General features: G+C 41.8%; 23 protein-coding genes. 13 read left to right on the top strand and 10 right to left on the bottom strand.

Features of this window, described 5'->3' with window-relative positions:
* Positions 1–159: 159 nt before the first annotated feature.
* Complete coding sequence (gene glmS / locus BN3769_RS09720; protein ID WP_068470025.1) at positions 160–1,983, bottom strand: glutamine--fructose-6-phosphate transaminase (isomerizing); 1,824 nt, start codon at positions 1,981–1,983, stop codon at positions 160–162.
* 18 nt (positions 1,984–2,001) lie between these two features.
* Positions 2,002–3,369: a phosphoglucosamine mutase gene (gene glmM, locus BN3769_RS09715; RefSeq protein WP_068470024.1), complete on the bottom strand. Its 1,368-nt coding sequence runs from the start codon at positions 3,367–3,369 to the stop codon at positions 2,002–2,004.
* Positions 3,370–4,107: 738 nt separating this feature from the next.
* On the opposite strand from glmM, the gene pcnB reads away from it, so the two are divergent.
* The 6 genes from pcnB (at position 4,108) to BN3769_RS09680 (ending at position 9,467) form a co-directional block, all read left to right on the top strand.
* A complete protein-coding gene (gene pcnB / locus BN3769_RS09705; protein WP_068470020.1) occupies positions 4,108–5,373 on the top strand; it encodes a polynucleotide adenylyltransferase PcnB in 1,266 nt (421 codons plus the stop codon).
* Positions 5,366–6,130: an alpha/beta hydrolase family protein gene (locus BN3769_RS09700; protein WP_068470018.1), complete on the top strand. Its 765-nt coding sequence runs from the start codon at positions 5,366–5,368 to the stop codon at positions 6,128–6,130. The genes pcnB and BN3769_RS09700 overlap by 8 nt, the downstream gene beginning before the upstream one ends.
* 22 nt (positions 6,131–6,152) lie before the next feature.
* Complete coding sequence (locus tag BN3769_RS09695; protein WP_068470016.1) at positions 6,153–6,878, top strand: glycosyltransferase family 2 protein; 726 nt, start codon at positions 6,153–6,155, stop codon at positions 6,876–6,878.
* Positions 6,879–6,971: 93 nt separating this feature from the next.
* On the top strand, positions 6,972–7,661 hold the full coding sequence (locus tag BN3769_RS09690) for a lipid-A-disaccharide synthase N-terminal domain-containing protein (RefSeq protein ID WP_068470014.1): 690 nt from the start codon (positions 6,972–6,974) through the stop codon (positions 7,659–7,661).
* A complete protein-coding gene (gene lpxB, locus BN3769_RS09685; protein ID WP_068470012.1) occupies positions 7,654–8,814 on the top strand; it encodes a lipid-A-disaccharide synthase in 1,161 nt (386 codons plus the stop codon). The genes BN3769_RS09690 and lpxB overlap by 8 nt, the downstream gene beginning before the upstream one ends.
* The gene (locus BN3769_RS09680; protein ID WP_068470010.1) at positions 8,808–9,467 is read left to right on the top strand and encodes a lysophospholipid acyltransferase family protein; all 660 of its coding nucleotides are present in this window, start codon (positions 8,808–8,810) and stop codon (positions 9,465–9,467) included. Before lpxB ends, BN3769_RS09680 begins: the two co-directional genes overlap by 7 nt.
* A gap of 181 nt (positions 9,468–9,648) precedes the next feature.
* On the opposite strand, the gene plsX is transcribed toward BN3769_RS09680, so the two are convergent.
* From plsX to BN3769_RS09670, 3 genes are read right to left on the bottom strand one after another with little or no spacing between them, the layout of a single operon-like run.
* Complete coding sequence (gene plsX, locus BN3769_RS09675; RefSeq protein ID WP_154017881.1) at positions 9,649–10,677, bottom strand: phosphate acyltransferase PlsX; 1,029 nt, start codon at positions 10,675–10,677, stop codon at positions 9,649–9,651.
* Positions 10,678–10,700: 23 nt separating this feature from the next.
* Positions 10,701–10,883, bottom strand: a complete 183-nt coding sequence (rpmF, locus tag BN3769_RS14505) for a 50S ribosomal protein L32 (RefSeq protein ID WP_079989513.1) — start codon at positions 10,881–10,883, stop codon at positions 10,701–10,703.
* A 38-nt stretch (positions 10,884–10,921) separates the two neighbouring features.
* Positions 10,922–11,398 carry a YceD family protein gene (locus BN3769_RS09670; RefSeq protein ID WP_068470005.1) on the bottom strand — a complete coding sequence of 159 codons (477 nt, stop codon included), beginning with the start codon at positions 11,396–11,398 and terminating at the stop codon, positions 10,922–10,924.
* 509 nt (positions 11,399–11,907) lie between these two features.
* Between BN3769_RS09670 and BN3769_RS09665 the strand changes: the two genes are divergently transcribed.
* The 4 genes from BN3769_RS09665 to BN3769_RS09650 all read left to right on the top strand — a co-directional run bounded on the left by BN3769_RS09665 (position 11,908) and on the right by BN3769_RS09650 (position 17,095).
* Positions 11,908–12,237: a hypothetical protein gene (locus BN3769_RS09665; protein ID WP_068470003.1), complete on the top strand. Its 330-nt coding sequence runs from the start codon at positions 11,908–11,910 to the stop codon at positions 12,235–12,237.
* A 36-nt stretch (positions 12,238–12,273) separates the two neighbouring features.
* Positions 12,274–13,812, top strand: a complete 1,539-nt coding sequence (locus BN3769_RS09660) for an Rne/Rng family ribonuclease (protein WP_068470001.1) — start codon at positions 12,274–12,276, stop codon at positions 13,810–13,812.
* A 3-nt stretch (positions 13,813–13,815) separates the two neighbouring features.
* Entirely contained in the window at positions 13,816–14,901 is a 1,086-nt protein-coding gene (locus BN3769_RS09655; RefSeq protein WP_079989512.1) for a 1-acyl-sn-glycerol-3-phosphate acyltransferase, read from the top strand.
* A 268-nt stretch (positions 14,902–15,169) separates the two neighbouring features.
* On the top strand, positions 15,170–17,095 hold the full coding sequence (locus BN3769_RS09650) for a peptidase M16 family protein (protein WP_068469999.1): 1,926 nt from the start codon (positions 15,170–15,172) through the stop codon (positions 17,093–17,095).
* An 89-nt stretch (positions 17,096–17,184) separates the two neighbouring features.
* Here BN3769_RS09650 and BN3769_RS09645 read toward each other — a convergent pair whose 3' ends face one another.
* Positions 17,185–17,664 carry a DUF2127 domain-containing protein gene (locus tag BN3769_RS09645; RefSeq protein WP_068469997.1) on the bottom strand — a complete coding sequence of 160 codons (480 nt, stop codon included), beginning with the start codon at positions 17,662–17,664 and terminating at the stop codon, positions 17,185–17,187.
* Between the two features lie 680 nt (positions 17,665–18,344).
* Between BN3769_RS09645 and BN3769_RS09640 the strand changes: the two genes are divergently transcribed.
* Complete coding sequence (locus tag BN3769_RS09640; RefSeq protein WP_068469995.1) at positions 18,345–20,012, top strand: coiled-coil domain-containing protein; 1,668 nt, start codon at positions 18,345–18,347, stop codon at positions 20,010–20,012.
* A 205-nt stretch (positions 20,013–20,217) separates the two neighbouring features.
* Here BN3769_RS09640 and BN3769_RS09635 read toward each other — a convergent pair whose 3' ends face one another.
* From BN3769_RS09635 to BN3769_RS09620, 4 genes are all read right to left on the bottom strand, one after another.
* Positions 20,218–20,487 carry a hypothetical protein gene (locus tag BN3769_RS09635; RefSeq protein ID WP_068469993.1) on the bottom strand — a complete coding sequence of 90 codons (270 nt, stop codon included), beginning with the start codon at positions 20,485–20,487 and terminating at the stop codon, positions 20,218–20,220.
* Between the two features lie 54 nt (positions 20,488–20,541).
* Positions 20,542–20,928, bottom strand: a complete 387-nt coding sequence (locus BN3769_RS09630) for a hypothetical protein (protein WP_154017880.1) — start codon at positions 20,926–20,928, stop codon at positions 20,542–20,544.
* A 178-nt stretch (positions 20,929–21,106) separates the two neighbouring features.
* Complete coding sequence (locus BN3769_RS09625) at positions 21,107–21,496, bottom strand: hypothetical protein (RefSeq protein WP_068469990.1); 390 nt, start codon at positions 21,494–21,496, stop codon at positions 21,107–21,109.
* A gap of 172 nt (positions 21,497–21,668) precedes the next feature.
* Entirely contained in the window at positions 21,669–21,950 is a 282-nt protein-coding gene (locus BN3769_RS09620; RefSeq protein ID WP_068469988.1) for a hypothetical protein, read from the bottom strand.
* On the opposite strand from BN3769_RS09620, the gene BN3769_RS15275 reads away from it, so the two are divergent.
* Together BN3769_RS15275 and BN3769_RS09610 are read left to right on the top strand one after the other, a co-directional pair.
* The gene (locus BN3769_RS15275; RefSeq protein ID WP_079989511.1) at positions 21,896–22,306 is read left to right on the top strand and encodes a polymorphic toxin type 50 domain-containing protein; all 411 of its coding nucleotides are present in this window, start codon (positions 21,896–21,898) and stop codon (positions 22,304–22,306) included. The genes BN3769_RS09620 and BN3769_RS15275 overlap by 55 nt on opposite strands.
* Positions 22,303–22,605, top strand: a complete 303-nt coding sequence (locus tag BN3769_RS09610; RefSeq protein WP_068469984.1) for a MafI2 family immunity protein — start codon at positions 22,303–22,305, stop codon at positions 22,603–22,605. The genes BN3769_RS15275 and BN3769_RS09610 overlap by 4 nt, the downstream gene beginning before the upstream one ends.
* The last annotated feature ends 124 nt before the right edge of the window (positions 22,606–22,729 follow it).

Below are 22,729 nucleotides of genomic sequence, written 5' to 3'. Positions count from 1 at the left end.
ATCGGATAAGCTGATTCCTAACAACTTAAAGTTAGCTACCCTCTTTTAAAAAGAGGGGTATACTTTGAAAAAGAAAACCTATTTCAATCCAAAATAGCAAAGACCGTTTTAAAATTTAGCAGGCCTAGATAGATCTATTCAGCTGTTAAATAAAAGGCCTTATTCAACTGTAACGGATTTTGCCAAGTTGCGAGGCTGATCAATATCCGCTCCACGCTCCTTTGCAATGTAATAAGCCAGAAGCTGGTTGACTACCGTCGTCGGAATGGCAGCTAATTCATCGATCGTCCGCGGCACGTAGATGATATCATCGACGATCTCTTCTAAACTCCCATTGTCTTCTTCCGAGATGGCAATAATTTTTCCATTGCGCGCTTTAATTTCCATTAAATTGCTCAGTAATTTCTCATACGTCATTTGATTAGCGCATAGGGCAACTGCCGGGCAATTTTCATTAATAAGGGCAATGGGGCCATGTTTAATTTCCCCAGCTGGGTAGCCATTGGCATTGATATAAGAAATTTCTTTTAATTTGAGGGCCCCTTCCAGACTAGTCGGATACATATAACGCCGTCCTAGATAAAAGAAATTATCATAGTGGGCATATTTTTTAGCGAGCGCCTCAATCCGTTCCGACTGATCCAAAACCGCTTGTACTTGATCAGGGAGTTTGAGCAATGCATTCAGAAACTCTTGCCCTTCTGCTTTGCTCATATGACGCATGCGAGCCATTAAAAGAGTAAAAAGAGCCAGAACGACGACTTGGCTAGTAAAAGCTTTTGTTGAGCAAACGCCAATTTCTGCTCCTGCCTTTAGAAAAATCGTGCTATCCGCTTCGCGCGCCAATGTCGAGCTTTGAACATTGCATAGAGCTAAGACACGAGCTCCCTTCGCTTTGACCTCTCGCATCGCGGCGATCGTGTCGGCAGTTTCCCCCGATTGACTAATGGCAATCACAAATGTTCCTGGGGGAACTAATGGATTTTTATAGCGGAATTCAGAAGAAATTTCTACTTGAACGGGAATGCGGGCTTTATCTTCAAGCATATAAGCGGCGACATATCCGGCATGCCAAGAAGTCCCGCAAGCCAAAATCAAAATCCTTTCTACTGTGAGAAGATCCATTGCATTAAAATTAAGCTCTTCGAACAACGCTGTTCCATATTCCGGCAAAAAACGCGATAAAAGAGCATTTCGGATCGCCTGAGGCTGTTCGTGGATTTCTTTTAACGTATAATGCTCAAATCTGCCTTTGGATATACTGTCAAGATCGGTATCTAATAAATGGCTTTCTTTGGTAATTTGCTGGTCGGCATTATAAATCTGCTGGCTATCGGCTTTGATAATGGCGATTTCAGAATTAGATAAATAAATGGCTTGGCGAGTATAGAAAGCGAAAGCATTGGGATCCGAAGACACAAACGCTTCGTTGGCGCCTATTCCGATAACTAAAGGACATTCATGGGCGATGGCAACAATTTGATTTGGAAAATCTCGATGAATAAGGGCTACGGCATAAGCCCCTTTTAATTGCCCGCTAGCTTTTTGTACTGCCTGCAGAATATCTCCTTCATAATAGCTAGCAATTAAATGAGCGATCACTTCTGTATCTGTGTCTGAAACAAAATTGATTCCCTTTTCTTTTAATTGCTTTCTCAACGCCTCATGATTTTCGATAATTCCATTGTGGACAAGCGCTAAAGAATGCTGACTATCGAAATGCGGATGCGCATTCACTCTTGTCACTTTTCCATGCGTCGCCCAACGAGTCTGCGCAATCGCTAAATCAAGATGGAAATCCTGCTTTTTGACCTCTTGCTCTAAAATGGACACCTTCCCGACTTCTTTGCAATAGACAATTTTGCCATCCTCTATTCCCGCAATTCCTGCTGAATCGTATCCGCGATATTCAAGCTTTTTCAGCCCTTCTATGACTGTTTTAACAGGATCTTTAGACCCCACATAACCGAAAATTCCACACATAAGCCACCTTTACCCCTGTTACTCCCCTATTTCTTCGCGAACGACATTTGCAAGCAAATTAGCTAATTGAATGACTTGCTTGTATTTCATCCCTTCCACCATGACCCGGCAAATATTTTCCGTTCCAGAATAGCGAACAAGAACGCGCCCTGTATTGCCTAGCGTCTGCTCGACTTGCTCAGTAGTCGATTTTAAACGGTCTAATGTTTCAAGGGGAGGCTTAGATGCGACTTTTACATTAATGCACGTTTGAGGATAGCGCTGTACAAAGGAAGCTAAATCCGAAAGTTTAGAATCCGTTTCTATCATAATGCGCAGCACTTGCAATGCACAAACCAGCCCATCGCCTGTCGTATTATGGTCTAAAAAGATAATATGCCCGCTTTGCTCTCCGCCTAGATTGGAATCGTATTTTAACATTTCTTGGATAACATAGCGGTCCCCTACTTGGGACTTAATGACCTCTATGCCTAAATTTTCCATGGCCCTGATAAATCCCAAATTACTCATGACCGTGCTCACAACACGGTTATTCTTGAGGAGCTTGCGCTTAAGCATATCCCTTGCGCAAATAGCCAGCATCGTATCGCCATCCACAATTTGCGCATTTTCATCTATCATCACAACACGGTCGGCATCGCCATCTAAGGCAATTCCAACATCCGCCCGATGATCAATTACCCCTTTTTGGACCGTTTCAGGATGCATCGATCCACAGCCATGATTGATATTGACACCGTTAGGATTCACACCATAAGTAAAGACTTCGGCGTCTAATTCTCGGAAAACTAGCGGAGCGACCTTATAGCCGGCCCCATTCGCACAATCCAATACGACCTTGAGATGTTTTAATGAAAGGCCGCGGGGAAATGTCGCTTTGACAAACTCAATATAGCGCCCATCCGCGTCAATAATTTTATGATTCTTGCCGATATCATCATCATCCGGAAGGCTGTCCTGAAAATCATTTTTAGCGATCATTGCCTCCATTTCCGCTTCCCACGCATCCGGCAGCTTAAATCCTTCAGAATTGAAAAATTTGATGCCATTGTCATAATAAGGATTATGCGAAGCGGAAATCACAATTCCGGCATCTGCCCGATAAGCCCGTGTAATAAAGGCTACTCCTGGCGTAGGCAAAGGCCCGACCATCAAGGTATCGACCCCCATGGAACATAGACCGGCTATGAGAGCGTTCTCAAAAACATAGCAAGAAAGGCGCGTGTCTTTTCCTATTACGACCCGCGCTTTGCCGTCACGGGCGCGCAGAAGTTTACCAGCCGCTCGGCCTAATGCCAGAGCAATTTCAGGAACCATGGGAGCTTTATTAGCTCGCCCTCTTACTCCATCTGTTCCAAATACTTTGAGAGGTCTTCCATTTATCATCTTTATCCTAAATTCCTGAGAATGATTTTAAAATCATTTTTCATTTTCTTGTTGCTGCAGGCCTATTAAGCTTGCCTCGTTGAAGTTTTTTAATTTGATAAGACACTCGAGCTATTTAACATAAATTTGAGGCTATCTTCTTAGCCGCATGTCTTTGCTTTACAAAGAAGAACTCTCAATAGCTGGAGCTAAAAATTAAGGAGATGTCAAAAATACCTGTTTTGATAAGGCAGAAGCAAGCAATTTCCGTCTTTTTTCCCGCTTTATTTTTAGTTTACATTCTATTAGTCGGAAAAAGCTTAAATAAAAACTCTCAAACAGCAGTTTTAATTAAATTTAAAATTTTAAATACCCTTAATTATATTATATCACAAAAAATAAAATCTTCATTATTAAATCACAAAACTAAACGATATTGTAAAGGGACAATTATGGGGTGAATAGGGCTTTCCATCTTAGTTTCCTGCTAGAAAAAGCACTCAAATTTAGACCATTAGCGGTTTTAATCCATCCTCTAAAAGTGGGTATTAAAATTCATTCAATTTCCCTATAAGAATAATCATTGACATTTTTAAAGCTTTCTAATATTTTTCTTATTAGAGTAAGAGTACTAAAATATTGACTTTTATAAATTTAGAACACATCTCACCAAAACGGCCATATCTTCTGATAACGATCATCAAGCCATGATTCCATCATTTCTGTGCTGTTTTTAATTCTCCCAGGAGCTAGTTGTTCGTGCAACCTAAGATTTACTTTGCTAAGGACCATGGAATTGATCCAACCTTAATTGATCTCGATGCGCTTTACGTATTAGAAAGACTTCGCCAAGCTGGATTTATCGCTTATCTAGTAGGAGGCAGCGTAAGGGATCTTCTAATCAAAAAAGTTCCTAAGGACTTCGATATTTCAACATCAGCCCGTCCGGAACAGATCAAAGCAATTTTTCAACGCCAATGCATTCTTATTGGAAGGCGTTTCCGCCTAGCCCATATCCGTTTTGGTCACAAAATTATCGAAGTTTCCACTTTCCGCACCGGGGAAAATGCCAGCGGATTGATCACTCAGGATAACGAATGGGGAAATCCGGAAGAAGATGTTTTGCGCCGGGATTTTACCATCAATGGCTTATTCTATGATTCATCCAATCATTCCATTATTGATTATGTGGACGGATGGGAAGATGTTCAGCAAAATGTTTTAAGAGCCATTGGAGAACCGCAGATCCGCTTTAAGCAAGACCCCGTGCGCTTGCTGCGCTTGCTTAAATTCCACGCACGCTTTGCTTTTAAAATAGATCCGGCAACGGAAGCGGCCATTCATGCCTGCCGCGGAGAGATTACAAAAAGTTCGCCAGCCCGCATATTGGAAGAACTTTTGAGAATGCTTGAATCAGGGGCATCGGCTCCTTTTATACGGCTTTTAGCTGAATATAGCTTGCTCAATATCCTTTTCCCTGTTTTAACGCAGTTTTTGCGGACTCCTCAGGGCAAGACAATTTTTCATTATTTAACTTGCGCTGACCAGCTTTACCAGCATAAAGGCAAAAATGTACTAGACCGCTCGGTTTTGACAGCCTGCTTGATATTCCCCATCCTGGAGCGCGAGCTGGATAGGCAGTATCTCAGCAAAAAGCAAGTCCCCCATATTGGAGAGATTACCCTTGTGGCCTCTTCTATCATCAAAGAAGTGCTGATCCAATCTTTTTCGCATTTTCCTCGCCGCATCACCTCTACTATGCTATCCCTTTTAGTGTCTCAATATCGACTTACCCCCTTGTCTGGAAAGCGGCATTATCGAGAAAAGCTTTTCCGGCATAAAGATTTTGCGCTAGCCCTTAAATTTTTCAAACTGCGCGCTTTGGTCAATGAGAAGCTCGTTGACACGTATATATCGATTAGGAATCAGTATCGTCAATTCTTAAAGCACGGCGAGCGCAAACATCATCATGGTCCGATTCATAAGCATCCACACGCTGCTCAAAGAGAATCTGCGCATGGTTAATCTTTCGCCTTCGATCATTTCTACCCCCTTTGGAACAGACATTTATTATCAAGGCTCTGACCTCTCAAACGGCTCTAAGCCCGCGCTCCTTTATTTTGCTTTATCTGCTTTTACAACCTTGCATGAAGATCCCTTTAACCAACCCGTAGCTCCTTTAATAGAAAATGACATCCGCGTGTTTTCCTGGGATCTTCCTTATCACGGAATCCATTTAGACCCGAATGAGGCGATCCGCCACTGGGCTTCCGCTCTAGCTGAAAACCCCTTTTTTATTTCTGATTTTATTCATATCTGCCAACAGAACCTTCAATATTTAATCGAACAGGGCTGGATTGATCCTGCCCGCTTAGCTGTTGCAGGCATCTCTAGAGGTGGATTAATCGCCACCCATTTGGCCGCACAAGACGCCCGGATTAAAACAGTGCTAGGCTTTGCTCCCTTTACAACTGCCTCACTGGTAGAAGAATTCAAACCCCTCCCCCTTCAACAAATTGAACAGATTGATTTAATCCAGATAGCGGATCGATTAACTCATGCCCATTTGCGTTTTTATATTGGCAATCGCGATGTCCGCGTGGGAACCGATGCCTGCTATACTTTTATTCGAGAGCTGACAGAGTCGGCTTTTGCCAAAGGAATCCGCTCCCCTTCGGTAGAGCTAAATATATACCCTTCCATTGGTTTCAAAGGCCATGGCACGCCTCCTTATATTTTTCAAGCCGGCACCAATTGGATCAAAGCACAATTACTCAAATAAGGTACTTAAATAAGGCGATCTTATGACTATCCGCTATTCCGTCGTTATTCCCTTAAAAAATGAAGAAAGCAATATTGCAGAGTTGATAGAAGAACTTGAGCCCGTGATGAACCAATTAAATCAGCCATGGGAACTTATCTGCATTGATGACGGATCGACTGACCTCACCAAACAAGTCTTGCAGAAGCTGGCCGGAAAAAAAACATATTTGAATCCCATTTTTTTTAAAAAAAATTATGGCCAATCAAGCGCTTTTGATGCCGGTTTTAAGGCCGCCCGGGGAGATTTTGTCATTACGTTAGATGGAGACAGGCAAAACGATCCGGCCGATATCCCCAAGTTGATTCAAGAAATGGCTGACTCCGATCTCGTCTGCGGCATTCGCCTCAAACGCAAAGACCCTTGGCATAAGCGCTTGATCTCTAAAATGGCGAATAAAGTGCGCAGCCGTCTCTGCGAAGATGGTGTGCAAGATACGGGCTGTTCTTTAAAAATCTATCGTTCCGCTTGCTTGAAGCAAATTAAAATGTACAATGGCATGCACCGTTTCTTACCCGCCTTATTTAAAATCGAAGGCTTTCGGGTCAGCGAAGTTCCGGTCAACCACCGCGAAAGAACTAGCGGAAAAAGCAATTATAATTTCTTTAATCGCTCTCTAAATACTGTAGCCGATCTATTGGCTGTCCGTTGGATGAAAAAGCGCCATTTGCATTATCAAATAGAAAAAGGGGCTTCCCAGCCCAATTAGATCATGGAAGCCGCTGTTATTTGGAGTATATATTGGCAGAATTGTTTGAAATGAGTAAAATGCCTGGTTCATCCTTAATAACAGGTAAGTTTTGTGGAAGAGTGGCGAACAATTCTTTATCCGCTTGGATTTCTATCTTCTTTTGCTTTTGGGGCCCGCTTTATTGTGCAATGGCTGCAAAGTGAGCGCCAGCAAAGGAGCCTTGTCCCCCGCTCTTTTTGGTATTTGTCTTTATTGGGCAATGTCCTACTTGCCCTCCATAGCTTTATCCAAGTCCAATACCATATCTGCGTCGTTCAAGCATGCAATATTGTCATTGCTTGGCGCAATCTCAATTTGATGCAAGCCAAATCCAAGCAAGTCTCTTTTTCTTTCGTGCTAGGACTATTAATCGCGGCCATTGCGCTCATTTCCGCGGCTTTTATCGTTCAAGATTTCTATTTATTGCGCGAGGGGCATTGGTTTCGCATCCCGACTGCTCCCTGGCAGGATCAGCCATTGACTGCCGTCTCCTGGATGTGGCATGCCTTAGGAACGTTGGCCTACCTGCTTTTTTCCAGCCGTTTTTGGGTACAGTGGTGGCTAGCCGAACAAGCTCATAAAAGCGAGCTTTTCGTCTCTTTCTGGTGGTTGAGCCTAACAGGAGCCCTGCTTTCAATTGCCTATTTCCTGCACATTCGCGACAGCGTCAATTTGATTGGCCCCCTTATTGGAATCGTTCCCTATATTCGCAATTTGATGCTCATCCAAAAACAATCCATCCCTGTGAAAAACAATGAGTAAGTGCTATTTATTCGCAGGAGAAGCCAGCGGCGATCTTCACGGCAGCCGCCTAATGCAAGCGCTTAGAAAACGCTCCTGTTTTACGCATTTCAGAGGAGTAGGCGGCCCTTTAATGCGCGCTCAACACTTGGAAATCTTTTTAAAAATGGAAAACTTTCAAGTGATGGGATTCTCCGATGTCTTGCGTGCTTTGCCCAAGCTTTGGAAGCTTTTCTATCAAGTCCGGGACGATATTCTTCGCACCAACCCCGCCTGCGTTGTGCTCATTGATTATCCCGGATTTAATCTGCGCTTAGCTCGCGCTCTGCGAAAGAAGGGATTTAAAGGCAAAATAGTGCAATACATCTGTCCAACAGTCTGGGCGCATGGGAAACATCGCATTAAAACAATGGTGCAGACATTGGACTTGCTTTTGACCATTTATCCCTTTGAAGCTGCCTATTTTGCCCATACTCCTCTAAAAGTTCAATACATCGGCAATCCTTTAGTGGAAAATCTAGCCCGTCATTCATATCAAGACAACTGGATGCAACGGGTAGGAATCCCCTCCTCTTCTGATTTAATTGCCATTTTTCCAGGAAGCCGCAAAGGCGAGATCATCCGGCACACAGCCCAGCAGCTGCAGACAGCTGCGCTATTGAAAAGACGCCATCCGCAGCTCCTATTCGCTCTATCTTGTGCGCATGAAGAATTAAAGCCGGCCCTGGAACAAGCAATCTCGCAAAGCAGTCTGCAATTAAATCAGGACATCTATCTCACCCCTTCTCAATTCAATTATGAATTGATGCGCGACAGCCGCACAGCCCTGGCTAAATCAGGAACAGTCTCACTGGAATTGGCCCTTCACTGCAAACCCAGCTTGATCCTCTATACGCTGACCTCTTTCAACTACTTTGTCGCCAAATATGTTCTACGCCTCAACCTCCCGCATTATTGCATCGTCAATATCTTGCGGCAAAAGGAAGTCTTCCCCGAATTGATCGGCAGGCAATTGGATACGCAAGCGTTACTTAATAAGCTGGCAGCCCTGCATTTTGATGAAAATCTGCGCCAAAAGCTGAAGGAAGAATGCATGGCCTTGCACAACCAACTGGGAAGCTGCCAGCCTAATGAAGCGGCTTCAAAGGCGATCGAGGAGCTGCTCATATGCTAAAAAGACTGAAACACATCTGGAAAGACAGCGTATATAAAACGCTTTCGCTCTTTTTAGCGACTGTTGGAAAAGGCCTTCTCAATCTTCTTCTTTGGACCTGCCGTTGGGAAGTGCAAGGGCTTGAGCGCTTTTGCGAGATCGCATCGCAAGACAAATGCGTTCTCATGTTATGGCACAATCGTTTGGCCATCGCCCCCTTTATCCTGCATCGCTTTACGCCGCGCTTTATCTACGCTGCTTTTATCAGCAACAGCCGCGACGGCGAACTTATCAGCACCTTTGTCCATTCCTATAAAGCCGGCAGGACGATTCGCGTACCTCACCACTCGCGCCATCAGGCGCTGCGCGAGCTTATCCACCGCATTGAAGAAAAAAAAGAAATCGTCGCCGTCACGCCAGACGGGCCGCGAGGCCCCCGCTATACTCTTAAACCGGGCCTGGCCATGGCTGCTTTGGAGACCCAAGCTTATGTCTTCCCCTTGAATTGGGAGGCAACGCATTTCTGGGAATTTAAAACGTGGGACCGCTTAAGGCTTCCCAAACCCTTCAGCACCGTCCGCGTGCAATTTGCCCCTCCCGTGCGCTTCAATCAGTCCGACCTTGATTTACAAGAAGCTCAAAAAATTTTGCAAAACGCTTTGCCGCAAGCTTAATTCCGCGCATAGAATCCTGTCCTAGCAGACGGCGGTTCTAATACCCCTTCTAACCGAAGTTTGGAGTTTTTGCCCTTTGGACTGACCTGAAGCTCTTGCCATTTGTTCATCTCCGGGCCTTTGACGCAGTCGAAAAGGCAAAAAAAATTCTAAACTCAGATTTCTAAGAACAAAAAGACTTTTAGGATTCGCACTGGCCGGACAAGATAAGCTGATGTTTGATTTGACGAATGAATCCGTTTTGAACCAGGGAAATGGCCCCCATGATTCCATTGAACAATCCCTTGACAGAGGATTTTCCATGACATTTGACAGCCACGCAATCGACGCCGCAGACAATTGCCCCACTGTATTCTTCATAATCAAATTGATGGCGGAGATCGTGCAAAATGGACGCTTGCTTTTCTGCAGGCAAATCTTTCAATACATGCCTTAGCTGGTCTAATAGAAAAAACGACACGCCCTCCGAAGCCTTGAGCAGGACATTTCCCGTAAAACCATCCGTCACTAAAACATCGGCTTGACCCAAGAAGACTTCGCGCCCTTCAATATTTCCAATAAATTGCATGCGTTGAGAAGGGTTTTCCGCCAAAGCTTGCAGGAGCTGATAAGCCTGCCTAACCTCGGACGTTCCCTTTTTTGATTCGACTCCAATATTGAGCAGTCCGACTCTTGGCCGCTCAATTCCCTGATAGCAGCGCTGGTAGGCCGCTCCCATTTGGGCGAATTGGACTAAATGAGAGGCTTTGCAAGAGACGTTGCCTCCTACATCTAAGACAGCGACATCCCCTTTCTCTGTCGGTAAAGTTGCCAGAAGAGCCGGGCGCTTAATGCCGGGAAGCAAAGGCAAAGATAAGGCAGCTCCCGCAATCAAAGCACCTGTATTGCCAGCCGAGATAAAGGCGTTTAGATGATGTTTTTTCAAAAGGCGAAGGCCAACAACAAGAGACGAATTTTTTTTCTCACGAATCGCTTTTATAGGCTCGTCGTGCATCTCAATGATGTCTGAGACGGCATGACATTCAATGCGCGCGCCGCAGCGCGAGAGTTGAGAGGGAAGATGGTCTTGGGACCAAATGGCATCAATGACCGTTTTGGTAGCCAAAACAACAAACGTGATAGTTGGCAGCTTTTGGGCAGCTTGCCATACGGACTCAAAAAGAATAGTTGGAGAGCTTTCGCTCCCCATTAAATCAACTCCGATGCGCAAGCAGATTTACTCCTATGAGGCGCTTATTGGGCTTCCTTAGTTGCTGGAGTACGATCAGCATAAGTTCCGCAAGCTTGGCAGCTATAATGCGACAAACGTGGTGTTCCACAATTGCTACATACGGATAAATTCTTAGGCTTTTTTGCATGATGAGCACGCTTTGAATTTTTACGTGCATTTGACATACGGTTACGTGGCACAGCCATGGTTAATGTCTCCTCAATATTCTCATTCTATTTTTAACTTATTGCTTCCAATCCAAATCGGCAAAAGGTTGATAACCCTCTTCGTCTTCCGATTGATCTTGAGTAGGCTCTTTTAAATATTTTGCTACTTCTTGCCGTTTAGGACAATTTCCTTGATTGCACTCTGCAAAAGCAGGAATTTCTAATAAAATGGTTTCTCGTAACAGATCTTTAAAATTAAAAACCGCTCCTTTGATGTCTGCCAAAGGTTCGCTGTGATAAAAATCCCGGATTTTTATGTCTACGGGAACCATTTCATTGCAAATAGAGCAAGGAATCAAGGCTTCTGCCTGAATATTCCAGTGCAAAATTAGCTCTTGATCCGCTAAATAAGACACTCCCTCTAATTCAACATTTTTTTTAAAACCCAAATCGGTTTCATGGACATCTAAAAAGTCCGGGGACAAGCTTTCTTTTATTTTCTTTTCCTGCCCGTCGCGCAGCTGATCAACATATATCTTAAAAGCGTCATCCATGAATGGGGTCTTTTTTGAGGATAAATGACTTTATAAAGTAGTTTATTTTAGGATACTTGCTGTTTTTTTGCCAACAAATTCTCTCGGTTGCCTCAATGTTTCCGTGATTTAATTCTTTAATCGACAATCTTATTTTTTACTAGAAAAGAACGCTACAATCGCTTAAACTTTTAAATACGGAAGGATTTAATTGGAGACGGCGTCATATAGTAGAGCCTGACAAGTCCCTTTAAGATATAGCCATCCGCAGATGCCCGGCCTGCCGGACCTCTACGCATGCTTATATCCTTCAAAACCTATGCGACTATCCCGTTAGTGGAATAGGTTAAAAATGGATAATTAAAACTTCTGTACTAAGCAACCCATTTATCATTAAATGGAATAAAAACAACTCAAGAGATAAACTAAAAGACTGGGACTCTACCTCTTACCGCAGAAATAATTAAACATCATAAGGGCGCAAGTGATTTATTCAGCTTCTTTAGTCCGACTAAGATGAACATGTTTTAATGAATGGAATGAAAAGTTTGGTCAACCCCTTAACCGTCACATCGTCATCTGAGAGTGCGACTGCATTGCCCATTGAGACTCATCATAATGGGTTATTTTACTCTCATTTAACAGGGGCGGAGCTGGTTTTTCCCATTATTGCCATTCCCTTCAATAGCGACAGCATTTTATCGTTCGAGCACGGAAATGAGCGTGGATTAACTTTCAAACAAGTGGAAAGCATAGGAAACGGTCATTTAAATTTATTAACCCTTTTTCTTCACCTTATGTTGTTGACCAAGAGCGATAATCAAATCAACAAGAAGCCATACTTGGCCGCTTTTCGGTAGAGGAGTGTCTTTCGTCATACGCTATAGGTGACGCAAATGCACGAAATTTTACTTAATATTGAATCTAAAGAAACACGCTATGCTCTTTTAAAAAATGGAGAATTGCGCGATTTAATTATTGAACGCAAAAAAGAAAGGCAACTGACCGGCAATATTTATCGCGGGCGCGTTAAAAATATCCTTCATAACATTCAATCAGCCTTTATTGATATCAATGAAGGCGAAAATGGATTTATTCACATCTCCGACATCATTGAAAATACGAAGAAGTTCGAACAACTCTTCGATATGGACTTTGACTTAGACTATGATATTAAGACGCTTAATGACAAAGAACAGCAAAATCTGGACATTGAGCAGTTGATGAAGCCGGATCAACCTGTGCTGGTTCAGGTGGTCAAAGAACCCATTGGATCCAAGGGGGCGCGCTTAACATCCAATATTTCGATAGCCGGACGCTACCTTGTGCTATTACCAAACTCTTCTCATCGCGGTGTCTCGCGTAAGATAGAAGATCGCGTGGCAAGAGAGCGCTTGAAGAAGCTCATTCGCGCTTTTGAAATGCCGAAAGACATGGGGCTTATCTGCCGGACGGCCAGTGCCAGCGCAACGCAAGAGATGTTAATTGCAGAAGCGCATGACCTTTTGCATAATTGGCAAACGATCATGGAAAATTTCCAGAAGGCAAGCGAGCCGACGCTCTTGTATGCCGAGTCCGATTTGATCAAGCGGGCTGTTATCACTGCCATCGATAAACGCTATGACCGCCTTTTAGTGGATGATTATGCCACCTATCAAACATGTAAACGTCTATACAGCCGCTATTCAAGCGAGCATCCTTTGCGCATTGAATATTACCGAGATAAAGTTCCTATGTTCGAGCGCTTCAATGTCGAGCGCGAAATAGAGAAGACCTTGCGGCGCAAGATCTGGCTGCCAAGCGGAGGTTATTTATTTTTTGATCGAACAGAGGCCATGCATACCATCGACGTTAACTCAGGGCGAAGCAGTACTAGTAAGGCTGATGTCGAGGAATCCCTTGTGCGCATCAATCTTGAAGCGGCCGAAGAAATTGCCCGCCAGTTACGCCTACGCAATATTGGCGGATTGATCATTTGCGATTTTATTGATATGCGCTTAAGAAAAAATCAGCGGCGGGTGCTGGAGCGTTTGAAAGACTGCATGAAGGAAGATTCGGCAAAATGCACAATATTGGGCATGAGCGAATTCGGTCTTGTTGAAATGACGCGCCAGCGCAATCGCGGCTCGCTTATGCAGACGCTGTTTACAGGCTGCCCTTATTGCTCAGGCAGCGGAGTAATCAAATCTCATGAGAGCGTGTCGATTGAAATCGAACGGGCATTCAAAAAGATTGTGTCCTGCCATGAGCAATTTGCCCTCAAGCTCCTTGTTCATCCAGAACTAGACCGCTATTTAAATAACATTGACAAGTCCTATTTAATTAAACTGGCAAAAGATCTTAATGCCCATTTGAATTTCGAGACCGATGACCGCCTTCATTTAAATGAATTCCATTTTTACTCAACCATTAATAATAAACGAGTCGAGGTCTAAGATATGGTCAAGGAACATTTCCCCTTCTCTGAATATTTCAGCGAAGGTCTTTTTCCTCCCCCCTTGATTCCGATCATTGAAGAATTTTATCAAAGCTATATGAAAGCTATTCATCAAGGCGGCTATTCAAGAGCGGAAGGAAATAAGATCTTTGAACAGTTATTGCAGTTAGTGGCTCAGCAATTTAAACATCCCTATCCGTTCGAAATTTTTCATCAAGCCATCCGCCATCCCATTGATTATTATCAATTCGGTCTGGATTTAATCCGCCCTCTAATTAACTTTAAGGCATCTACGCTTTTGGGCCTGGACCACATTCAGAAAATGCGGGAGCAAATCAGCCGCGGAGAGAATGTCATTTTACTGGCTAATCATCAAACAGAGCCTGATCCGCAGGTCTTAAGTTTAATGCTCGAAAAAATTGACCCGTCCTTTGCCTCACAAATGATCTTCGTTGCCGGACACCGCGTCATCACCGATCCCATGGCCATCCCCATGAGCATGGGCCGCAATCTCCTATGCATTTATTCAAAGAAGCATATGACTCATCCGCCAGAATTGAAAGCGCAAAAAATGCTTCACAATCAACGGACCATGAAGAAAATGAGCGAACTGCTTAGCCAAGGGGGACAATGCATCTATGTCGCTCCAAGCGGTGGAAGAGACCGGCCGACAGCCGAAGGCAAACTAGAGGTTGCCCCTTTCGATCCGCAAAGCCTAGAAATGTTTTGGCTGATGACCCAACAGGCCGAGCACCCTACGCACTTCTATCCCCTCGCTCTTCATACCTATGACCTTATGCCTCCTCCTAAACATGTAGAAAAAGAAATAGGCGAGAAACGCTATGCCAACCACACGCCTGTCCACTTGGCATTCGGCCCAGAAATTGATATGAACCATTTTCCTGGCAGTGAAGGAGTGGATAAAAAAACAAAACGGAATAAGCGAGCCGATTATATTTGGAATCTTGTCAAAAATTATTACCATTCATTCGAGGCGCCTCCCGCTCCTTCTTTTTTTCAACTGAGCCCTAAAAAAAGTGATAGTATCCCTGCGTGCAGACTATCTTGCTCAGCCATCCCCCTCTAGAATTTAGCTTAGGCCTTTCCCTTATCCTAAATAAGGGCAAGGGAAGGCTTAACATTCAGATTGATAAGTCACTCAATTTAAATATCCCCAGACAATTTTATTGTCGCTATCAGTTATGCAAGAGATTGACTGAAAGAATGGCCAATTTTAGCGGCAATTTCTGACTTCATTAAGGTATAATCCAATCTTTATTTTCCCTTAATCAGACAAATTTAAGATCCCGCCTTAAATTTTATTAAGCGCCCTTAACCCATTTATAGGAATATCTATGAAACCTTGTTCCCTATCCCAACGTTTTGTCAGTTGCCTCTCAATGGCCCTGACTGCTTTTTGTCCGCTCATGCACGCCTCTGCAAACACGCTCAATTCTGCAATCGAATTCCCTGCCCCTTCAAGCTCTGCGCTTCAATTCCTTTCCGCCCAGCTTCCCAATGGCCTGGTCTACGCACTTATCCCTATTCCTCAAATGGAAGAGCATGTGCTCGCCAAATTAGCCTTCCAATTTTCCGATTTACCTGACGAACAAGCACTTTCGCTCCTTACCTTGCATGCCCTTTTTCAAGGAACCGAGAAATTCGATCGACAAGAAATTGGCACGCTGCTGAATCAATTAGGGTTGGATATTGACGCCGATTCCCATATCCAAATTGGGGAAAGAGAGCAAGGCATCCAATTCTACTCTTCCTCCTCCCAGCCGCTTCACCTGCAGCAGATGCTTGTCTTGCTCGAGCAGCTAGCTTTCTCCCCTCGGCTGACAGACGATGGCATCGAACTTGCCCGCCAACATCTGCTTTCTTCCCTTCCCGAAGAAATGGAAGAAGAAGGTAAACAACGCACGCTTAAGCATCAGATTGCCAGCCTAACATCTTCCCAAGTCAGAGAATTCCATTCTAAATGGTATCTCCCTTCTTTAACGAGCCTGACGCTGACGGCAGCTCAATTCGATGTCAAAGAAACCATTCAGCAAATCGAACAATTATTTGGTGTTGAATCCTCTACTTCGCAGATAGACGATCCATCCATTCGTCTCGGACAATTAGCCAATCAGACTTTACTGACCGCTCTTGAGCAAAGCATTGCCATTCAGTCTCCATCGGAAAAGACTCCGCCAGAAGAATTCCCCGGCCATCCTGTCTTTAGCCAGTATATTGATTTCTTTTCGGTTGAAAACAGCTATGTGGTGGATGGAAAAATTTGGATGAATCCGCCCAGTTGGATCGAGCAAAGCTCGAATGGAAGGCTTTTCGGCGGACTTTTGACAGCCTTGGGGATAGGAAGCTTCTTGATCGCCATCCCCTTAGCGCCTCTTCTTCCCGCTATCCTGCCCATCGGAGTCATCGCAGGTAGCTTATGCAGCGCAACGGGAATTTACTATTTAGCCGGTGATTACCTTAAAGACCCGACCTATGTGGAAAGCAAAAGGCATGAAGACTTGCAAAGAGGATTCGAGCATGCCTATCGCCGCCACCGCGCCGGCATTACGCTGACTCCTTATGAAAGACGCTATCTATTTGTCCAGGAAATGGCCCACCATCCACACTTACTGACGAAGCCGGCGATCGTTCTGCTTGCCGACCTGTATAATTTAAATAACCCCCTTTTGGCTGAGCTGTTTCTAATCGAGGAAAGAAATTACTTAGAGCAAATCAAATTGGATTTCATTCAGCAGCGCAATCAATATAAGCAGATTATGGACCAACTAGACCGCGAGCTCGCCCTTCTAGTCGCTCCTTACGCTGTCGACCGCGATGCCAAGCTAGCATATGCGCAATCCATTTATAACCAGAATTACTATGTCCAGCAAAAAAGAGCATTGAAAAAGTCTTTAGACGAAAATCTGGCTGTGATTGAGCAGGCTTATCAAGCCAAGCAGATGACCTCTCAAGAGTATGACAATGCCATTGCTGAGCAAAAGAAGGCCTATAACGACATTCTTCACTCTGCTGAATTTTCCGGGGGACTTACAGAAGCGGAAAACATTCTGTTCATCATGGAGCAAGAAGCCTTGGTCACATATGACCAGCAAGTCGAATTATGCAAACAGGCAATGCAATACGACCAGCGCATGGCTATCTTTAAAGCTGGAAAACAATCTCTAATCTTGCAATATGATGCCGCATTGCGAGCTGGATTGGCAAACTTCCCGGCCTCTTTGCCCTCCCTTCCTGATTTTGTCGATTTGCGCTCTCGATAGAAAGCGATAATCAAAGCAGCATGCGCATCTCAATGATCGCATGCTGCTTAAAGAAAAAGCATAGGCAGAAAATATTTCAAATAAACGCTTTATTTTCCCGTTACTTTTAAATATCGGTATTCTTGCCAAGTAAGTACAATGACGACTAAATCTAAAATGGTTAGAAAGATTAATAGAATGGAGTGTGTAAAGGTAAATCGGTAAAGCTGATAGATAATGAACCATCCAAAAACGAAGAGAGCGATAGGATAATAGCCCCGCTTTTTTCTCCACAGTCCAATGATCAACCACATTTTTACTACTCCATGACTTAGCAAATAAAAGGCTGCAAAGTGCTTGGCACTAATAGAAAAATTTTGCGCCCAATGCCAGAGATGATGTGCCATGAAATTTCTTGCATTTCCAACATATTCGGTTTGAGTCAGCTGATAAATGGTACAAATAAGCCATTGATGAGAGATGAAAAAAATGACTAAACCACCAATTATCTCAAGCAAGGCAAAAAATCCCTTGATAATCAGGCTAATCTCAAATAAACGGTGGATATTTTTCTCTTCCAATAGTCTCATCTCTTATCCTGCAAATCTTACCTAAAATTAAAAAACTTATAATCGCTTGCATTTGAGAATATTTTCTCCTAGGAAAAAAAAACTCGAATTCAAACCATTAGAAGTTTTTTAACAGACTCTAAGAGGATGTATTAAAACCCATAATAACCTAGATTCCAGATTATTTTTTTGAAACTTAATTTTCTTTTATTCTTTAGTCGAAACAGCATCCGCAGATTAGCTGAAATTAAATAATGAGAGTTAGATTCTCAATATTTTTTAATAATTAAATATAAGTTATTTTAAATAAGAGGTTTAAAAATTTTTAAATAAAAAAAATTCAAGTTTGATTAGGAAGCTTTCGTCTCTTTTTAGAGGAAATTTTAGAAATTGGAAAATATTCTTAAGAATGGGACATGCAAAACGGCTAGTGACCATACTCACTCACTATTGATAATACGCTTATCCCTTCTTGCTATCAGCTGGGCTCTATGGCTTGAAAGAACATTTTATAAAGATTTAACGAGTAAAGGCATTCTTCAAAAGATGAAAGGGATCCAAAATGTTTAGAGACAGGTTCGCGCTATTTCTTACCAACTGTTAAATTTACGTCAATCGAAATTGATTGAAATATTTATTAATTCTTTACAATAATTTTGTATTATAAAAATAAAATTATTAAAATTAAATGGTTTAAAAATATGCTAATTTTAAGTTTAATGAGAAACATAGGGGATATAGTTTATCAAGGTTGTAAAAAAATTTATGATGTAACTATTAGCCCAATTGTTAATTTAGCTTGTAAAATCCTTTTTTCAGAAAAAGCGGCTCCTCCAGAAAGAATAAATCGAACAGTCTCTCATTCCACTGACCAAAATGCCCCTTCTACATCGCGAGTTGAGCAATTAGTTTCTCCCTTTTTCCCTTCTTCCCCCACATCGCCCCCTTTAAATAGTCTGCCTCAGCAACTCCCTAATACAAGAGAATCAAATCATCAAAATGAAACAGCTAGACAAGAAGCTGCTGTTACTCAAGAAAGAGCGATTGTACAAGAAGAAAAGGAAATAGAAGAAAAGCCTGTACAAGAAGAACCAGTGAAGCAAGAGGATTCTATTGTACAAGAAACGATTGTAGAAGAACCTGTACAGAAAGGGCTTCCAAAAACTCCCCCTAAGGCTGAAAAATCTTTAATCACTTATGTGGGCGATTCCGATATTCCTTATTTTTTGAACCGAAAAGGATTTCCTAATCCTTCTGCTCGAAATTGCACCTATAATTCTTTGGCCGTTCTTTGCGCTCATACAGGTTGTTCTATTCCCTCTATTCATCCTGACAATGAAGAATTATATAAGCAATTGGATAATCCTCCTCAATTCGAAGAAGCCGTTCGCCAAAAAATAGAGGATTTAAAAAAGCAAAAAGAGGAATTTTCATTAAAATTAAAAGAGATACGGGACTCGGCAGAACAAATTAAGAATAAAGAAGACCTGGTTAAAAAGGACTTAGAAGACCTGAAAAAGGATTTAGACTTATTAGAAAATGAAAAACGCTCCTTAACGCCTAAAGCAAAAATCAATATAGACGATATAGACGATCCCTTGCCTCTTTTAAGAAAAGAACGTGCTAAATTAAAGAGGGAATTAAGCGAATATGAAAGCAAAAAAGCAAATAATGAGGAAGAGCAAGCAATAAATGGCGAATTTAATAGGTTAAAATCAGAAATCTATAAGCTTGAAATTAAAATAAATAACATAGAAATAGAAGCGATGCGTTTTGCGAAGTTGAAAAAATTACCTGCAGAGCAAATTGATGAGAAAATTCAGTCGAAAATGAATCAAATAGAACGGAAAAAACAAGAGTTAGAAAAAATAACTAAAGAGTACGAGGATGTTTACTCGGGCCAATTCAATAATGAATGCTCGGAAAAGCGATTAGAGCGAGATATTAAGGACATGTATTCTGCCTTAGAAAGACAAGCTCAATTACCAAGAGGGGCAGAAATTCTTGCTATTTTAAGAGGAGAAAAAGAAGGCGAGTTAACTATGCAAGACGCCCAACTTCTTTGCAGTATTGTTAATACCATCCTTAGCCGAGATATTTATAGAGGTCCTGCAGATGTTCGCTTAGATGTCGGACAGACTAAACTTAGAGAAGCGCTTTACAATTCAGATTGGCGTGGTCTTCGTGTAGGCGGATATGGACACTGGTGGGTGTATATTCGCAATCCGGATGGCCGAACGGTTGATGAAATCAATGATAGCCACGTCTATCGCAAGCGAATGACGATTGACGAGCTTTTTAATAAATATAGCAATCCGGACGAATGGCCCCAAACGCAAATTACTTTCTATGATGGCCTAAAGCCATAATTGTCTAAAAAAATCAGTTCTGGCTTAACACAGACTCTCAGCTGACAGCTACCCAAGCTGTCAGTTGAATGCTCTTATTAATTTTTCTCAAGATTGATCTTGGCCTACTTTAGGCCCATTATCACGGCCATACTCCCGCTTCTTGGGCCACGGCGAATCGATCCATTCCTGAAAAATGCTTGCCAAAATCTCCATTCAGGCCATTTTATATATATTTTTTTGGGATATTCTTCATTTGTTCCTCTAAGGACCAATTAGACGGCATTTGACTTTCATCAGACCATTTGCCATTATTGAGCAACCATTGTTTTCTATGCTCTCTTATACCTTCTAATGTACAATCATGATAGCCAAATTCAGTACCACAACAAGCACATATTCCAAAGGTTGGAGAATTATTATCTTCTCCCCAAGGATACTCTTGCTGATCTAAACCGCAAACTCTACAGAAAAAATTTGCCTTCTCATTGCCCATAAAAATACTCCAAATTGTTAGGCCTAATTTGGCTTTTAAAGATTATTTTGAGTATTAGATATTAAAAGCCTTTGGATCGGTTGGAGTAGGTATAAAAGCTCCTAAATCATCATGAAAGAAAGTCCAAGGTTCAAATGTATCTGTCGAGAAAATCTCAAATCTTTGGCCATTAGATAAAATAAATACCGGATCTATCTTCATTAAGGAATCTTGAAAAGTGAGAGTCACTATTTCTAAATTTTTCAGACAATTCACCAATTCTAGGGAATTTTTATCAAAACAACCCAAAACCATTTTATTTGATATACAAATGCGCCAGGCACTTAATGTCGAAACGCTCCAAGTTGAACCATACATATGAAAAAGAGTGCCATCCCAAGAGACGTCTAAAATTTTCAAAGGCAGATAAGGTTGAATAAGCATAATCATATTTTTAATCACGATGTTAACTCCACTCTCAAACTAGCCCTGCAAAAGTTAGGAGAATTGTTTAAGGGATTTCATCATCAAGAGAATCCCAAACTTCTTTTATAAATTTTAAAGAAGAAGCGCCACATTTCTTAAAATTTTGACGCGCTTTGGCAAAGCCATTTCTATTCAATCTTAAGCTATGAATTAGTTAATCTTTTTCAAAAGCAAGAGGCTCACCTGGAGTAGCGATATAAAATCCTAAATTGTTAACACAAAAAGTCCAGGGCTCATACGTATCTGTTGAAAAAATCTCAAGCCTCTGTTCATTTGATAAGATAAAAACAGGATCTATTTTTAGGTAACTTGTTTGTGCTTCAATACCTACAATCTCCATTCCCTTTAGGTAGTCTATGGATTGTTCTGCCCTTTCATCAAAGCAACCCAAAATTAATTTATTTTTAGTAGAAATCCGCCAGGAGCTTAAGGTTGTAAAATTCCAATTGTCATTATATATTTGAAATACTGTCCCATCCCAAGTAATATTTAAAATTTTTAGAGGTAAATATTGCTGAACTTGTATTAACATTTTTTCGATCATGGTTTTAACTCCAAATGAGAATATTGCCTAACAAAAGTTTTTCTAGCTGAAGGATCTAATCCTTTCGGTGGCTGGGGTGGTTTTCCTGTAAATGGATTTATAGGATCCTGATTGGCATTGGTAAACGAAGCACGAACAGGAGCTTTTCCAGAAGAAATCATTATTCTTACTTTCATTTTATTTGAAAGAATATATCTATACCTGGTGAGTCTGTAGCAAAAGTTTCAAAACCAGCTCTTTGAAATCCAGTTTCTAAGACTTTACGGCTTGTGGGAATAGCTACGCCATTGGAACCAACAATGAAATCAGGTCCTGTTGCAGCAACTTCTGTAGTTTGAGATAAGACCTTAGAATTATGGCCTAGTAACTGTTTGTTTCCTTGTTTAGCAAACGCTTTAGCTGCTTGATTGCAAAGAAACGAAAAAAAAAGCAATTGTTGCTTCTTCTTTAGCACATGCTGCTGAAAGAGAGGCTTATTTTAAGAATATTAAAATTCATTGGGATAAGCAAAATAAGCATATTCCTGATGCACATAATTTTGAAATTGGCAAAGGAACTATTCTAATTGAAAAGCCAGATCTTGAAGCTTTAGTAAAAGAAAAAGCAGGCAGTGGTCAAAGATTGATAGGAGAGTTTGGCCAAGCAGGTTATAAAGAAAGAGTGGATTTTGGAAAAATTATTGGGGAGTATGCTCTGCAAATAGAAGGAAAACCTACTCAATATTTTCCAACATCTAAAGGAGTCATAACATATGCTAAAGATGGAAGTGCCCATGTTTATCCTACAGATCCAAAGGCCACAGTAAAATGATCGATTGGCAAAAACATCTCATCTATATAACAAATTTAATAGTTTGCCGGGATTTAGAGTTGCCAAAGCTAAGGGCAGTAAAGGCTAAATGGAGAGAAGAAGATCATACAGCTTGTATTTCTTTTTATTTTGATGGAGCAATTACAGAAGAGGAAAAAGAAGAAGCCTCTGATATTTGTGGGGGGATAATTGCCCACTTTCCAGATGGATTTTTAGAGGAAAATTATATTCAATGGGACTATCCTAAGCCTTTACTAGAGAGTGCTTTTTGGGCATATAAAAGAGATGAGCAAAAATAAATTTTATGAAAATTGGGACTTTGGTTGACAGATTTGGTATATAAATCTTTTCAAACAAAGGATCCCAAATGAACTTAAAAGCCAAACAAGATATTCAAAGAAAGTTGCGCGTTCTCCGATATGC

It is taken from the genome of Candidatus Protochlamydia phocaeensis (genome assembly GCF_001545115.1).
GTDB classification, from domain to species: Bacteria; Chlamydiota; Chlamydiia; order Chlamydiales; family Parachlamydiaceae; genus Protochlamydia_A; species Protochlamydia_A phocaeensis.
The sequence above is the reverse complement of the archived record's forward strand: the minus strand, read 5'-3'. Positions and strand labels throughout refer to the sequence as shown.